Annotated in this window: 7 protein-coding genes, 1 pseudogene and 2 CRISPR repeat arrays; all 8 genes and pseudogenes read right to left on the reverse strand. The window is 68.8% G+C overall.

Annotation, left to right across the window (positions count from 1 at the left end; all coding sequences use genetic code 11):
• The first annotated feature begins 2,731 nt into the window (after window positions 1-2,731).
• Window positions 2,732-3,187: a CRISPR direct-repeat array (repeat unit 28 nt).
• A 276-nt stretch (window positions 3,188-3,463) separates the two neighbouring features.
• The 8 genes and pseudogenes from ACZ4FV_RS34350 to ACZ4FV_RS34385 all read right to left on the reverse strand — a co-directional run bounded on the left by ACZ4FV_RS34350 (window position 3,464) and on the right by ACZ4FV_RS34385 (window position 16,051).
• The gene (locus ACZ4FV_RS34350; RefSeq protein ID WP_465324151.1) at window positions 3,464-3,694 is read right to left on the reverse strand and encodes a hypothetical protein; all 231 of its coding nucleotides are present in this window, start codon (window positions 3,692-3,694) and stop codon (window positions 3,464-3,466) included.
• Window positions 3,695-3,967: 273 nt separating this feature from the next.
• Window positions 3,968-4,788: direct repeats of the CRISPR family, unit length 28 nt; unit sequence GAACCATCCCCGCGGACGCGGGGCCGAC.
• 467 nt (window positions 4,789-5,255) lie between these two features.
• Entirely contained in the window at window positions 5,256-6,119 is an 864-nt protein-coding gene (locus ACZ4FV_RS34355; RefSeq protein ID WP_465324153.1) for a hypothetical protein, read from the reverse strand.
• Window positions 6,119-9,355: an AAA family ATPase gene (locus tag ACZ4FV_RS34360; protein WP_465324155.1), complete on the reverse strand. Its 3,237-nt coding sequence runs from the start codon at window positions 9,353-9,355 to the stop codon at window positions 6,119-6,121. The genes ACZ4FV_RS34355 and ACZ4FV_RS34360 overlap by 1 nt, the downstream gene beginning before the upstream one ends.
• Before the next feature lie 169 nt (window positions 9,356-9,524).
• A complete protein-coding gene (locus ACZ4FV_RS34365) occupies window positions 9,525-10,520 on the reverse strand; it encodes a hypothetical protein (protein WP_465324157.1) in 996 nt (331 codons plus the stop codon).
• Window positions 10,521-10,866: 346 nt separating this feature from the next.
• Window positions 10,867-11,007 (reverse strand): annotated as a pseudogene (locus ACZ4FV_RS34370) (helix-turn-helix domain-containing protein); the annotation flags it as partial.
• Between the two features lie 28 nt (window positions 11,008-11,035).
• Window positions 11,036-12,025, reverse strand: a complete 990-nt coding sequence (locus ACZ4FV_RS34375; RefSeq protein ID WP_465324159.1) for a PD-(D/E)XK motif protein — start codon at window positions 12,023-12,025, stop codon at window positions 11,036-11,038.
• Window positions 12,022-14,706 (reverse strand): Z1 domain-containing protein, encoded by a 2,685-nt coding sequence (locus ACZ4FV_RS34380; protein WP_465324161.1) that lies wholly within the window; start codon window positions 14,704-14,706, stop codon window positions 12,022-12,024. Before ACZ4FV_RS34380 ends, ACZ4FV_RS34375 begins: the two co-directional genes overlap by 4 nt.
• Window positions 14,690-16,051, reverse strand: coding sequence for an ATP-binding protein (locus ACZ4FV_RS34385; RefSeq protein WP_465324163.1), 1,362 nt, complete (start codon window positions 16,049-16,051; stop codon window positions 14,690-14,692). Before ACZ4FV_RS34385 ends, ACZ4FV_RS34380 begins: the two co-directional genes overlap by 17 nt.
• Window positions 16,052-16,056: the final 5 nt, after the last annotated feature.

Genomic DNA, 16,056 nt, shown 5'->3' on the forward strand with positions numbered 1-16,056 from the left:
CGCACGCCGCTGGAAGTCCTGAACGAGCACAAGCAACTCGGGCTGGCGGCGTAAACAACAGAAGTCAACGTGTCCGGAAAACACGGGGCACCTCAACGGTGAGCATCCAGGGCTCGACCGGCGCTGCCGGAAACATGCTCGAACTCGCGGAATCGGTCGGGAAGGGCGCGGTCCGACGGCCGGACGGGGGTGAGCGGGCGCCGGACCGCGCGTGTGCTGGCCACGGGGAAGCCGACACCACCGCACGACTACCCGAGTCACGACCGGCAATACGCCTACGATCCTGGGTGATTCTTCTCGATCTCCCCATCCGCTCGCGCGGCCGATCGGCGCCGGCTGTCGGTGACGGCACGGCTGCCGGAACGATCCCCGCGTTCGCGGGGCCGACCCGACAAGGAGCTGACCAAGTACCGCCTGCGCGGGACCATCCCCGCGTTCGCCGGGGCCGACCGGGCGTGGTGGTCGATGTCGCTGCTGGTGCGGGGACCATCCCCGCGTTCGCGGGGCCAACGGCGTGGACCTACCGGCCGCGGTCGGAGCGAACTGCAGGCCCGCCGCTGCGCCGGGTTGGCCATACTCCTGGACGTTGTCGTATCGGGAGGGTCTCCCCACCGTATTCGCAGGCGATTCGGGCGGATTCTCACGGTTGAGGCAGCGCAATCCCCGCAGATGCTGGGCCGACATCATCAACGGCGGTACCCACGACGCGCAGACGGGACCATCCCCGCGGACGCAGGGCCGACCGGCTCACGCGCCATGCGATCGCCTGGGCAGCGGAAACACCTGCGGACGCGGGGCCGACTGGAGTTGCCCCGGCCTGCGCCGCCAGGAGGTTAGAAGCATCCCCGCCTGCGCGGGGCCGATAAGACGTCCAAGGCCATCTATCCCGAAGGGGCGGGAACATCCCCGCGGACGCGGGGCCGACGCACGCGGATGCGTCGGAACAGGTCGTCATGCCGAACCATCCCCGCGGACGCGGGGCCGACTCCCGCGCACAGTTTGGCGCTTCGGGCGACCCGGAACCATCCCCGCGTTCGCGGGGCCGACCGGCGCGTGGTCGAGCTCGGCGTGTACCGGGCGGGCTCATCCCCGCGTTCGCGGGGCCGACCGCCTGCGTCGGTTGGCCGCGTACGAGGCGGCGGGCTCATCCCCGCGTTCGCGGGGCCGACGGGGTGGCGGTGGCGGTCGGCACCGGTCCGCCGGGCTCATCCCCGCGTTCGCGGGGCCGACGCCGCGACCCGCTGCCCGATCCACTGGGCGACGGGCTCATCCCCGCGTTCGCGGGGCCGACCCCTGGCCGGCCATGCCGTTGCCGAGGATGGTGGGCTCATCCCCGCGTTCGCGGGGCCGACTGAGATTGACGGACGTGTTCACCGACAAGGCCGGGCTCATCCCCGCGTTCGCGGGGCCGACGATCGACCGAGCAGCCGGTCGTCCCAGATGGCGGGCTCATCCCCGCGTTCGCGGGGCCGACTCCTCGCAGTAGGTCACCTCAAGCGCCAGGTAGGGCTCATCCCCGCGCTCGCGGGGCCGACGTCAGAGCGGATCCGGGCCGGTTTCTAGTGCAGGGACCATCCCCGCGCTCGCGGGGCCGACCGGATCCTCGATCAGGACGGCGAGCCCATCGAGGGACCATCCCCGCACTCGCGGGGCCGACTGGACGAGGGTGGCCGAAGCGGGCTGCTGCGTGGGACCATCCCCGCACTCGCGGGGCCGACGACGGGTACGGGGCGGCCATCCGGCACGCGGTGGGACCATCCCCGCACTCGCGGGGCCGACTCGCGGAGTCCTGGCCGGAAGACGCGGGTTGGGGGACCATCCCCGCACTCGCGGGGCCGACTTCATGTACGGCGCACTCACGTGGGGGATGCCGGGACCATCCCCGCACTCGCGGGGCCGACGCCGACGCGGCCTTGATCGTCACGGCACGCGCCGGACCATCCCCGCACTCGCGGGGCCGACCACGGCATGGGGTGGGGGGAGATCGCCAACGCGGGACCATCCCCGCACTCGCGGGGCCGACGAACTGCGGGCCGCAGACGAGGCACTGAAGCCGGGACCATCCCCGCACTCGCGGGGCCGACGCGCTGATCGGGCCCGGGATCGAGGACACGGACGGACCATCCCCGCACTCGCGGGGCCGACGCGCCGATCACCATGGCGATGTCGCGCAGGGCGGGACCATCCCCGCACTCGCGGGGCCGACGGCGTCGCGCCGACCGGGACCAGAACCCCGACAGGACCATCCCCGCACTCGCGGGGCCGACGCGTGGTACTTCGCGTGCCATGCCGCCCAGACCGGACCATCCCCGCACTCGCGGGGCCGACATTTCCCGCCCTCGCCGCCGGTTGTCACCCGGAGGACCATCCCCGCACTCGCGGGGCCGACCGGCCGCGACCCCGATACGTCCCACGATCACCCGGACCATCCCCGCACTCGCGGGGCCGACACTGGATGACCTGGGGTTCTACCGGTGGGTAACGCCGTTTTCGTTCAGTTGCATCTTGCCACCTGTTGCCGCCCGTCGTGAAGCGGATCTCCCTCGGCTCCACGGTAGTTCACCTCGCGGCCTCTCCCCTGGCGTTTCTCGCCGCCTCTGCAAAGGCAGTGACCGAGGGCCAGGCGGCCTGGCGATCGGCCGCCGGATGGATCAAAGGCGACTACCTGCCAGGGTCACGTCGTCGGGTATGAATTGGGCCTCGAACACGTGAAAGCCCTGGGCCTTCCGCCGGAACATCCCCGCGTTCGCGGGGCCGACATGCTGGAAGGCGCGGACGAAGACCTGTACCCGGGAGCATCCCCGCGTTCGCGGGGCCGACCCCTCTGGTGGACCTCGAACCCCGACGTATCGGGGAGCATCCCCGCGTTCGCGGGGCCGACCGCCTGGGCCAACCCCCGCAGGGCGGCGCCGCGGGGGCATCCCCGCGTTCGCGGGGCCGACACCGGACGGGCCGACGCGGATCCTGTCGAGGTGGGAGCATCCCCGCGTTCGCGGGGCCGACCCGCCAGGTCGAACCCGCCCGTGTTGCCGCTCAGGAGCATCCCCGCGTTCGCGGGGCCGACCGGGGCGCCGGACGGCCCGCTGCCGGTGGGCCGGGAGCATCCCCGCGTTCGCGGGGCCGACTCGCCGAGACGGCCACCACGACCCAGGGGGACAGGAGCATCCCCGCGTTCGCGGGGCCGACGCTGGATGACCTGGGGCTCTACCGGCGGGTAACACCATTGTCGTTCGGTTGCATCTTGCCACCTACTGCTGCTTGTCGCGAAGCGAAGCTCCGTCAGCCCCACGGTAGTTCGAGAGACGAGCTTCCCACCGATGCTCCCCCAGACGTGCGTTGAGACGGCGGCCGGGGCCCGGCTGCGTTTTGACGGGCGTCCGGATGGATCACAGGCGAACCATCCCCGCTTTCGTGGGGCCAACAGCGAGGTGGACGCGGCTCGTGGTTCGGTGGGAGGGCTTCGTCAGGTGGTTTTGGGTGGGAGGGTGATGGTGGTTTCGGAGGTGGCGGTTTTGAGGGTGATCGTGTGTTCGCCTCGTCCGATGGCGCGGTCGATCTTCTTGATCTCCGCCCAGGAGAATCCCTGGCGGCGGTACTTGTTCCGCTGGCGGGGTTTCACATGGTGGATGTCGTCCTTGGAGGCGGTCGTCATTCCGGGATGCCAGGCTCGTGCCGGGCCGCTGGTCATGCTCATCGGACGCTCCCTTAGACCTGTCGAGAGACCTCGACGTTAGCGGCCCGTGCGGACGCGCGGCCAGCAAACGCTGCCGACGAGGCCCAAAGCGGCCGACTGGGACGGGAACTCCCTCGCCTTCGCTGCCGATTCGCCGTCCGACAGGACCGGGTCTGCGGCGTTGCGAGCATCCCCAGGTTCGGCCGACGACGCGGGCGACGGCGGCAAGTTGGGGTCGGCAGGAACATCCTGCGGGGCCGACCTGTGGAACGCGGCACGCATGGCTGCGGCCGGGGAACATCCCCGCGGACGCGGGGCCGACATCCCGGGCGGTGAGACGGGCGTATCGCATGGAGAACCATCCCCGCGGACGCGGGGCCGACCCGGGGCGCGGCGGTCGGTTACCGCCGGATCCGGAACCATCCCCGCGGACGCGGGGCCGACCTCGCGGGAGGAGTGCGACGCAATCGGTGTCAAGAACCATCCCCGCGGACGCGGGGCCGACTCATCGCCGCCACCAGGTCGGCGGCGTTGACCGGAACCATCCCCGCGGACGCGGGGCCGACGTCTTCATCACGGTGCGAACCAGTCCCTCGGCCGAACCATCCCCGCGGACGCGGGGCCGACATGTGCGACGCGCGACGTCTGTCCGGGCTCAAGGAACCATCCCCGCGGACGCGGGGCCGACGCCCCACTGCATCTGCCCCGGCCCGGTCAGGAGGAACCATCCCCGCGGACGCGGGGCCGACGATCATCGCGCATGCCCAACCCCCGGAACTGGAGAACCATCCCCGCGGACGCGGGGCCGACATCGAGCAGGGTCTCGCGGTCGGCGACGGTGATGAACCATCCCCGCGGACGCGGGGCCGACCACCGGGTCCACCCGCGTTTTGGCCTGCGAACGGAACCATCCCCGCGGACGCGGGGCCGACACCCCCGTCACTCGATTGGCAACGTAGCCAACGGAACCATCCCCGCGGACGCGGGGCCGACTCGTACATGGTCCGCATGGGCATGTGCCACCGGGAACCATCCCCGCGGACGCGGGGCCGACCGCGGTCCGTCCCTCGGGCCCACCCTCGCGCCGGAACCATCCCCGCGGACGCGGGGCCGACCCTGCATGACCTGGGGTTCTACCAGCGGGTAACGTCGTTTTCATTTAGTTGCATCTTGCCACCTGCTGCTGCCTGTCACGAAGCGAATCTTCCTTGTCCCTACGGTGGTTCACCCGGCAGTCTCTCATCGGGACTACCGCAGCCCCCGCGGAAACGGTGGCCGAGGCCTGGCTGCGCCATGACCGGCGCGCGGAGGGATCATGGCGAACCATTCGGGCCATCCGCCGGGCCATCCCTGCGGACGCAGGGCCGACGTCCGGGTGGTCGACCGAGGCTGGCCGCGCCGTGATGCAGACCGAGTGGATCACGGGCGACCGCTCTCGTGTGGAGCGATTCAAGATTCACGACCATGACGACAAGAGCAGGTTCAATCCGTCCAACGTCGAGGGAGCGCCTCCAGCCGATACGAGGTTTCTTCTACAGACGGGCATTCGATCGTCGGATTCGCGCAGTTCAACGCCATTGCCCTACCGAGTGGTTCGGCCCCAGTTCGAGACCAAGGCTTGTCCGACCCTGGGGTGGGCGAGATAGTTCTTCGCGAAGTGGAAATCGAATATGCCGATCTCGGTGTGGTCGTCCACGTCCACGTTCGCGAACGCGCGCCCGATCCCGCGCGGTGGGATCGCGACGATGTCGCCGGGATCTGCCAGGTTGACCCATCGGGCAACTCCGGGAGGCCGCGCGCCCATTCCGTTCACCGGGGCGGGGCTCAGCCGGGGAAAGACGACGCCGGGCAGGGCCAGGGGCGATCCGAGGGTGATCAGCAGGTCGATCGGCAGGTCGGGTCTTTCCCACAAAGCCTCGTAGGCGACGACCGATCCCAGGGAGTGTGCGATCACCACGCGCGCGCCCGACAATGCGACCGCGTCGGTCACCCGCGCTCGGGCGGCTTTGCGGGCCGGGCCATCCTGGTCGCGGAGATAGGCGCCGACCTCACGGGCGATCCGGTTCGTGAACCAGGCCAGCGAGGGCTCGGCCAGTCCGCGGCTCTCGGCGAGCCAGGTGACGGCCTGACGGACGCGGATGAAGGAGCGTCCCATCGGTACGGCTTCGGGCAGGCCGAGTCCGGTCAACCAGGCGAGGGCGATCTCCCGCTCGAACGCGTCGAGGTCCTTGAGGTCCTCGGATGCTCCCTGTCGGTCGGGCCTGCGCAGGAGGTCCGCGTAGTAGGCCATCGCCACCGTCGGAGCCGGGCCCGCGTACCCGGCGTTCGCGAGGGATCGAGCGAGGGAGGTGGCCCACACTCCGTTCGCGAGGCTCGTCGCCGCCGCCTCGGGGGTCAGGCGGCGTTTGAAGTTCCAGATCCCGTGCACACCGACGATCGCGTTCATCACGGCCTTTCGTTGGGTTCCAGGACGACGACGTCGTGGCCGCCCCCGACGACGAGGGATCCGTCGGACGCGGCCCGAACCGCATAGGCGGGGTGGAACACGGCGTACTCGTCGATGCCGTTCCCGGGCGGGTCCCACAACAGGACACGGTGGTCCAGGCCGCCGGCGGCGATCACGGCCCGGTCTCCGATCCGCAGGACGGCCAGGTCCAGGGCCGCGTCGTCGATCGCGGCGAGTTCCCGGCCGCTCGTCAGGTCGCTTGCTCGCAGGCCGCGATCGCCGCCGGTCACGAGCGTCGTCCGCCCGTCGAGCATCGCGACGGCCACCGCACGTGTGGTGTCGGTGTCGGGATCCGACTCGACCGGAGTGCCCGCAGGTGCTCCGGTGCACGGGTCCCAGGCGCGCACGGTGCCGTCGGAGCCTGCGCTGAGCACGAGTGTCCCCGTCTCGACGTCCGCGAGCGACAGGGAACGCACTCGACTGCCCTTGTCGTGACTCATGGCCGGGTACGGCAGTTGCTCCCCCTTGAGGGGGTCCCACAGGCGGACGGTGCCGTCGGTCCCGCCGGTGACCACCACGTCCCGCCCCTCCACACGTACGCGCGCCACCGCGGTGACCGCACCGATGTGACCGGTCATGGGCGCCCCCACGGCCGTACCGGAGTCGGGGTCCCACAGGCGGACGGTGCCGTCGGCGCCGCCGGTGACCACCGCGTCCCGCCCGTCCACGCGCACGCGCGCCACCGCGAGCACCGATCCCGCGTGCCCGCTCAGGGGCTCACCGCACGGTTCTCCGGTGTTCAGGTCTCGAACGCGAACGTGGCCGGCCGCGCCGCCCGTCACCACGATCCCGCGTTCACGGATCCGGCCGCCGTCGAGGGCCAGTGTCCAGTCGGGTTGGGCGGCCGTTGGTTCCATCGGACCCAGGACCGCCCACCGGGGGCGCCACGCTTGTCCGTGGGCGAACGCTTCGACGAGATGCCCGGCCCCGGCCGCCGCGGCCAGGATCGCCAGGAGTTGGCGACGCCCGATCGGTCCGACCCGGGCCAGGGAATCGTACCGACCCAGGTACAGCCGACCGGCAAGACGGGCCGCTTCACCGCGGGCGTCGGTGAAAGCGTCCTTGAGGACCACCGGGTCGGCGTGGACGAGGAACTCGGGATCGGCGAGAAGCTCGTCCGCCCGATCCGCCGCAACCGCGTGGTCCAGGGCGTGGCGCAGAACGTAGCGCGGGCTGGTGTCCCACAGTCGACGCGTCCCGTCGTGGAGGGTGTGCGTCGCGAGCAGGTGGTCCAGGACGGTCTCGAAGTCCGGGTTGCGGGGAGTGTCGACGAGCGGCGCCGTTGCGGAGGATGCCCCGTTGCGGGGTGCGAGGTAGTCGATGAGTCCTTGGTGGAACAACCGGGACCGCAGGATGCCTTCGCGGTCCGGCTCGGATCGCAGATAGAACAGGACGTTGTCCAGCAACTCCCGGTCCGTCCTCGGATCCCGATCGACGTCCGGGACGCCGGCGAGGTGGTCGGCGAGCGGCATCGCCACCTCCGCAGGCATGCCCTCGCCTCGCGCGTGCGCGAACGCCACCAGGAGCGAACGCATCCTGGGGCCGCGATCGTGGGCGGCGAGTTCCATCTCCAGCACGGCGGGCAGGTCCGCGGGAGCCGTCCGGCCACGGCGTTCGGCCTCCTCCGCGGTGGCGGGGGCGGGGGCGGAAGCCAGATAGCGGGTGAAGACGTCCGCCACCAGAAACGCCCCCCACTCGACACGCTTCCCCCGGGCGGAGAGCGTGGCACGGTCACGCGGCACGAGCGACTCCGCCACGGCCCGCGCCAGGGTTCGACGGATCGACGCCATGCCCGGCGTCGCATAGGCCTCCTCCTCACGCAACCGGCTGCCGATGTGGTCGGTCAGGTCGCCCCGGACCTCCACGGGATCGGCGTCGTCCAGATCGATCAGGCCACCCTGGGCGGCGGCCAGTTCCATCAGAACCGAGAACTCCCCCCACGGCCGCATGCCGATCAGCAGCCGGCACACCGGCCGGCCGTCGCTACGGACGGCCCTCGCCAAGGTCGCCAACTCGTCGCGCAGCGCATTCACCTGCAGAGCTTCATCCAAGGCGTCGACAATCAGCACACAGGTGTCCTCGCTCGCCGACAGCGCCTGGATCAGCGTCTGATGGTCGACACTCCTCTTTCCGAACGTGTCCAGGTCGAGCTGACGGGCGATGGCCGTCATCACCTCCCCGGACGAACGTCCACGCGCGTGCACCGCGGCCAGTCGCGAATTGGCCTCGGGTCGGCAGCCGTCATCCAGCCGCCGGCCGACCTCGGGCACGGCGTTCGACAATTCCACGTGCGCCGCGCACGCCAACGCTCCCAGGAGCGCGGACTTTCCCACCCCCGGGCTGCCGGTAACCACTCGCAGGTTGCCCGATCCGCCGGACCGGTCGTCCAGCCACGGCGCCAGCACACGCAACTGCGCCTTGCGGCCGGTGAAGTGAGCCCCCGCCTTGTCCTTGAAATGCCGGGCGTCACGGCGGTCGAGGAAGCCACGGGCACTCGCGTCCACAGCCCGCAGGTTCGCGGCCTCCTGATCGAAACGCACGTTCGGGAAGAACGGCAGCTCGGGTTCGTCCAACGTCATGTCCATCGCGGTGGCGAACACCAACTGACCGAACTTCGAACGCTGCCGCACCCGGTCGCTGATCCTGCGCGCCACCGCCGAGAACGCCACGAACCGCCGGGCGGGATCGGTGTCCAGACCGGTCTCCGCGACCTCCTGCAGAACCTCGGCGAGCGCATAGCTGAAATCGCCGGCGAAGGCGTCCTGGTGGGGCGCCGACGCGGCGATCACCCACGCCTTGCTCCCGGCACCCGGCCGATGCGTGGCCGCCGGCAACGTGGCCGCGCGCCCCGCCCGACACAGGTCGAACAGGAACAGCGTCGGCTCGTCGTAATCCAGGGCACCCTCGACCCAGTGCCCGGCGTTTGTGTCCGCCCCGTGCTTCCCGCACGAGGGCACCACCGCCACCCGGTAGGGATTCGTCTCCGGGGAATCCACCCCGTGCGACACCACGTACACGATCCTCGCGTCACCGAGGGCACCCTGGACCCGACCGCGCAGCTCCGCGGCGTCCGGGTCCATGACCGCGCGTGCGTCGAACGCCATGGACGCCAGAGCCGAGCGCACCCGCGGGACGACGTCGTCGACGAACTCGAGGTCCGGGAACGGATCGTCCATCCCCGCTTCTTCGTCGTTGTCGGCTGGGCCGTGGAAACGGCCGACCCCCACCAGCAACGCCCATTCAGGAGCCGACACCCGTACCGTTCCCCGTCCATGCTCGAATTCCGACACGACCTGCCCGGCTCCGCCGACACGGATCGACCGCACGGCGGCCGACGTCCGACGCCTACGTTTCGAACAACCTCAACGGGGCCGTCTCGCGGAACACGCCCGCACGATGCCACGCGAAATACCGGGCGGTCGCCGGGGACCAGCACGCGACTTCACGACCCGCGAGGGCGACACGCTCGACGTGGACCCGAAGCGTGGACGCCTCCAGCACCTGTGGGCTCGTCACGACCGTCCCCCCGCCGTCGACCGCGACGTAGCCGAGCCTGAACAGGCTCTCGCACCCCAGGGTGCACAACCCGATCACGTTGGCCGGGTCCCCGCGCTCCTGCGGCGAACACCCGCGCGTCTTGATCGCCGAAGCGACCAGGAACCCGTCGGGAACCACGCCTCCGCACAACACACACGTCCCGGCCGTGGCCCGACCCGTCGAAGGCGCAGGGAGCCTGGCCCGAGCACCCGGCGCAACGGCGGACACGACCCGGACGGGAAGCGGCGCCACAGCCGGATCCGACACACTCGCGGGAGACGCCGGCAAGGGCGTCCCCGGCCTCGCCTTTCGCAGAGCCCGCATCGTCTCCTCTTCGCCCTCCTTGAGGATCGTCAGGTTCTGGACGTTCCGCGTGTCCTTCCAACCGAGGGCCGCACGCACGTCGTCCATGAGGATGTCGTGCTCGCGGACGTCGTCGAGGGCGTACATCCACTCCCACGTCTGCCCCAGCGGGTCCCGCCCCCAAAGACGCTCGGCGAACGGAACACTGCGCCACGTGGCGACCACGACCCCACTGAGATACGCCACCTTGTCCCCGGTGAAGAACGCGAGGTCGTCCTTCGCGATACGACTGGCCCGGGAGACGTTCACGCCCCTCTGACCCGGGGTGACCCCCCACACGCAGGCCGACCCGTCGGGAAACGACGCCGACAGCTCCCGAAAGGCCTTCCCCGGTACGACCTTCTCGTGGTCGAGGAACGGAACACGTCGGGCGATCGTGGCGTCGTAGTGCCGTTTCACAGGCTTCTGCGACAGCGCCGCCGGCTGGAAGAAGACGCGCAACGGACCCCCGATCCCGAGCGTGGAGATCCCACCCTATCGCGGCCGCATGGACCAATCCCGCACGCCGACAAGGGCGTTCCCCACGTCGTGACCGACTGCCGGCCATGACCACGGCACCACGAGACCCCGGGGAAGTCACGGTCGGACGTCCGCCTGCTCGGGCCATGTCCCGCGTTCGCTTAGCCGACGTCCTGGGCACGATGCCGCGCGCGAAGATCTGGGGACCATCGCCGCGTTAGCGAGGCCGACTACCCGCGCATCAACGAGGACCAAACGTTCGGACCATCCCCACGTTCGCGGGGCCAACCGCGGCGCATACCCGGGAGGGAAGGACGTCACGGGAGCATCCCGCGCCCGCGGGGCCGACTTCTTCGAAGCCGTCCGCGTTGAAGTTGTGGATCACGTCGCGGACCCGATCGCTGCTGGTGAACGTCACCTCGGCGATCCTCGCCACGCTCATGGCCTGCGCGGACAACAGAACCATTTTGCCGATCGACCGTTGCTGGCGGGGCGACTCATGCCTGTGTCGGTGGCCACGGTAGCGGAGCTGATGCGGCGAGCCATGGTTCACATGCTGCCGTGTCCAACCGGTATGAAATGCCGCCGATGCCGGGTGGGAGTCCTTGGGGAAAGGTTCCAGGGGTTAGACGTGGAAACTCCCCTACGACGCGGTAGAGACACTCCTCAACCACCCTGTAGCGAGTGCCAAGGGTCCGGCGATGCGCTGGTGTGTATCCGCGGTTGCCCAGCTTCCGAGCGAAGTGTTCCTGTGTCACTGGATCTTGGCCGAGTGCCGAGATTACGTGGTCCACCAAAAGCGGCAGGGTGTTTTTGGCCAGCTGGTCGCGCACCAATTGGAGACTGAACAGGTAGAGGTCGCCCGTTTCCGGTGCTGCCAACTGATCGAGGCCCTTGATCGTGTGGGAGGCGCGGATCTCGGAGCGTCTTGCCGTGGTTTTCACCTCGACCGAGACCGAGGGCCATTGAAAGTCGTGCCGAGAGCCGTCGGATCCCGTCCACGCCGCGAGGCTGGTTGGCGTGGGCCGGGCCCAGCGCGCCAGGAACCAAAGCTCTCCGAAGAGGCCGAGTGCCTCGGAGTCCGTCAGCCGCGAGGAGTCGACCTCCCAGAACCACTTCCACCGCTCCAGGACATTCGCGACAACGGAAACCGCTTCGGCAGGGGTCGTCTTCGTGACGGCGCGAACGATGTCGGCGGCGACCGCTGCGAATGTGGGCAACACACTCGGGTCCACACAGCTGAAGTCCAGAAAGGGCGCGGGCTCCCGGTCGGCGACCTGATGCATGGCGACGATCGCTCGCAGCCCCTTCACCTGCAATCTGGGAGCGTCGGACCCTGACGGTGTTTCCACGAGCAGGTGACACTGCCCGGACGAGTCGAGCGCCGCCCACAGATCCTCTCGCCCGAGCGGGACAGCGTTCAAGATTCCGACGGCGGACGCGGCGGACAGATTTTCCCAGACGTGTTCGAGTTCGGCGGCGTTCATGCCCGTTCGCTCCTTGGGCCGGACAGGTACTGCGCGTCGCCGATGGTTCGTGTGTGTGGGAAGCTGATCGAGTAGGCCATGACGCAGTCGGGACGCGGGGCGTTCGGTTCGAAAAGTGCCCATCTCAGTTTCGCGTTGCTGCCAGGTTGACTGTTCGGGTCGATCGGATAGAGCACGATAAGGCCCTCTTGCGGCGTGCGGCTGCGACGGTAGGCGTCGGCAAGTCTGACCCGGGGATCCGATTCGTAGAACTGTTCGGCCTCGGACTTCTGGGCGTGGGTGAGCCCGAAGCCTTCGTCACCCGGCTCGGTGACCACACCCAGTGACTGAGGATCCGTCGATTTACGACTACGTGTGATCATTCCGATTTTCGGGTGATCAACGATACCCAGGTCGACGGTGGCACCGGGGTCGTGAAGGCTGGATACGAGTACGTGCCAGAAGGTGAGTTCGTTGACACGTACCCGATCACGTATGTAGTTGACGATCGACTCCCGCTCGAAGGAGCCCTGGCTGATCGAGCTGAACGCCTCCACGAACTCGAGGACGGGCTGGGCGTCGACTCCGTTCCAGCCGTAGTGGCCCGCGTCCACGTGAACCGGGGCTCCGAGACTCGAGAGCAGTCGGCGTGTCAGCGCCAGGTTGTCTTCGAACCCGGTGATGGGACTGCCGACCCCGAAGGGGAATCGGAGCGTTTGGAGTTTTCTCCCGTCGAAGGCCTGCTCGACCAACGCCGCGTCCCGCATCTTGTTCCTCGCGGTGGGCAGCATCCTCGCGTGACTGCGGATGCGAGGTGCAGCCTTCAAGGGGGTGAGACCGCGCCGGACGTAGTCCTCGATCTGACGACGCAGTTCCTCCTCGATGGTGGCCAGGTCGTGAAACCAACTCACGAGCTGCTGGGTGCTATACAGGCGGGTCAGATCCACGTGGTCGCCGCGATATCCGAACCATCGACCCATCTGCAGGAGGGTGTCGTAGTACGGCGTGCGTCGCACGTAGTAGGAGACGAGCAGGCCTTCGATCGTGACGCCGCGCGAGAGTTTGTTGCCACCGACCAGAACGGCCTTGAGGGTGGGTTCGACGTCGAAGTCGATCTCGTCCCCGTGATTGGAGTTGAGGACCCGGACCTCGACGCCGCGTCCCAACAACGGGTCCAGGTACGGCTCGACCGTCTCGAACGACACATCGGCATCGATGTTCATGGACGCCGTCAACGGCCGAAAGTCCCGGTCCCACCGCTCGCGGAGCTGCGGCTCGAACTCCGTGCGATCATAGCGCCATAACTGGCGCATGCTACTCAATTCGGCCGCGATCACCTCGGCCAGTCGGTCCTGCGCATCCTTCTTCACATCGACGTGAACGAGCATCGTGCAGGGACGGTCCGCCTCCGCGCGGGCGAGACGCCCCGCAGAGGCGAGCAGGTAGTCGCACAGAGCCGCCCTGAGGGACGCCGGCACACGGACCGCAGCCTTCCCTCCGGTGGGCACGACTTGGCTCACGTCCGTGTCGGGCACGATGCGAATCACATCGAGCCCGTCGGTTCCTTCCGCGTCCCCCATGAGTTCGTCGCGACCGAACAGTCGCTCGGTCCCTACGTAGTCGGTCCCCGGCGGGTGCGGCAGCGTAAGGATGAAGTCGCGCGGGAAGAGATCCTCTCCGGCCTCGTGGTCGTTGGCGTCCGGGTCGATGAGGACGTTGGCGAACGGCGTGGCGGTGTAGGCGACGTACGAGCAGCGTGCGAAAAGACCGATCAGGCGTCTGACCCGCAGATTGATCGCACTCGGGTCGAGTTCATCGGTGGCGGGGCCCTCGGCGTCGAAGTCCGCGGAGGTCAGGTCCAGTTCCTCCAAGGCTGGCCCCCGATCACCGCGATTGCCGCCCGTGTTGACCGACGCCTGGTCCGCTTCGTCGTCGATGACGAGTACCGGCACGTGCTCGGGAACCCGGTCGATCCAATCGATCAGCCGATCCAGCCGACTCTTGTTCTTTTTCACCACGAGGATGACCTGGCTCTGGCCCTGCAGACAGGCCGTGTTCGAATGGGGCTCGAAGTCCCCGTCCAAGCCCTCTCCCGTCATCCACGTCCACCACTTCTCGGCCACGCCTTGGCCCACACCGGTCGGTGAATCCTCGTGTCCGAGGTCCCGCTGCAGCCGGCGCTGCGTCTGCTGACGCAGGGAGTTGTGCAGTCCCGAGAGCACGATCACGATCTTGTAGCCGGCGTCTGCGGCTTTGGCGATGAGGGCGGAGAAGTTGCTCGTCTTGCCGCTCTGCACGTGCCCCACGACCAAACCGCGGACGTCGAACGGTTCCCGATGCCGGGGGTTCTCCAAGTGGGCGAGGACCCGATCGCTGGATCGGTCGATGTTGTCGACCTCGGCGTCCTTGCGCTTCAGCTCGAACTTGAGGAAGGAGCGTTGACGTGTCCAGTAGTAACCCTGTGACGTGTCGTACGTTTCGAACCACGACCGTGGACCTGCGGCGCTGAGCTCGGTGGGTTCCAGCACCTGGATCACCACGGAGCTCTGCGCCTTCCACGCCTCCCGGACCGCATCGTGATCCTCGTCCGGGATCAGGCCCGGAACACTCACCAATGCCTGGTCGACGGTCAGTCCGTCTCGTTCCATGAGCGCTCGCAGCACTTGCATATGGCGCGCTACGTCTTCACCACCCGAGGTCACGCGCCACCTCCGGTGACAAGTCGCGCAGCGCTGCCACGATCCGATCGAGCGCCATATCTTCGCCAACGCTGGTTGCGGCCGCCTCGAGCGCGGACCTGGCCCGGCCCGGTCCGCACGATTCCGGCGCTGCGGAGGCGAGTACGGAGGCCCCGGTCGTGGCTGGGACGGGGCGTGGTGCCTGTACCCGCCCCGAGGTCGACGAGGACGGGGGCGGGCGGAGCGCATCTGCCTGCGGTCGCCCGGGGGGCCTTGTGGCCACCGCCGCGGTTCCGGCGCTGCGGGTGGACCTGTTTTTCGTCGGGTCGTCGCGATAGATCCGTTCTGCGGCTCGGGTCCACTGCGACACAAGGGGCGTCAGCTGTTCGCGCAGCTCCGAGGGAAGACGCACGGTCGCCTTGGCGACGTTCAAACCGAAGGCGTGGTCGAGCTGCGGGAAGAACTCGATCGCCACACGGGCGAGCTTGGTGTGCTCGTCGACCGCGCGCATCTTGTTCCATCCACCGGACTGAATGAGCCGGTGGGCCCTGTAGATGTAGAAGCCCTGCTGGCGGTTCCACTTCTTGACCCCGTTGGCGCGCCGCCACGCCTCCTTCGAGGAGAAGTGGCTCTGCCTCGGCAGGACGAACGGCCGGACGCGAACGATCGCCGCTCCCTCCGTCGAGCTCACTTCCAAGTGCTCTTCGGGGAAGGGATAGGTCTCGGCCTCATCGCGGCAGAAGGGATCCCACGCGTTGACGACGGAGCCGTTGATGGTGATTCGCAGCGGTGCGCGCTTCGGCACCTCGCCCGCGATGAACTTGTGGAAGACCATGCCGAGGTGGGCGTCGACCTCCTCCGCCACTTTCGTCAGGTTGTTCCTGGCCCAACCACCGAACGGGTCGTCGTAGCGCAGCACGCGATCGAGCCTGCGCCAGAGCACGACGGTCCCGGTCTGTGAGCGCAACTGTGCCAGTACCACCTCGGGAAGATCGCCTTCGGCGAGTTCGAAAATCTGCCATTTGTCGGTGGTCTCGATGTGATCCAGATCGAGGCGGCGGCCGATGACGCGAACGTGGCGCTTCGCTTTGGTGGCGACGGTCACCTCTCGGCAGTGTGACGTCGACGCCGTCTTGAGTCCGAACCCGAAACGCCCCAAATCGTCGTTGCCGTAAGTACTGTTGCTGCCATAGCGCAGGGCTTCGGTCAGTCGACGCGCGTCCATGCCGTGACCGTTGTCAGCGACGCTGATCCACGATGCCGACCCGTCGAACTTGAATGTCACCGCCACCTCGGTGGCCGCGGCGGACACGGAGTTGTCCACCAGATCCGCCACCGACTGCTGCACGGTGTACCCGAGGTTGCGCATGGACG

Source organism: Embleya sp. NPDC025285, from assembly GCF_055558835.1.

Bases quoted from the DNA above. Each gene is read 5' to 3' on its own strand.
- ACZ4FV_RS34350 (WP_465324151.1), bottom strand. From the start codon at position 3,694: ATGAGCATGACCAGCGGCCCGGCACGAGCCTGGCATCCCGGAATGACG.
- ACZ4FV_RS34355 (WP_465324153.1), bottom strand. From the start codon at position 6,119: ATGAACGCGATCGTCGGTGTGCACGGGATCTGGAACTTCAAACGCCGC.
- ACZ4FV_RS34360 (WP_465324155.1), bottom strand. From the start codon at position 9,355: ATGGACGATCCGTTCCCGGACCTCGAGTTCGTCGACGACGTCGTCCCG.
- ACZ4FV_RS34375 (WP_465324159.1), bottom strand. From the start codon at position 12,025: ATGAACGCCGCCGAACTCGAACACGTCTGGGAAAATCTGTCCGCCGCG.
- ACZ4FV_RS34385 (WP_465324163.1), bottom strand. From the start codon at position 16,051: ATGCGCAACCTCGGGTACACCGTGCAGCAGTCGGTGGCGGATCTGGTG.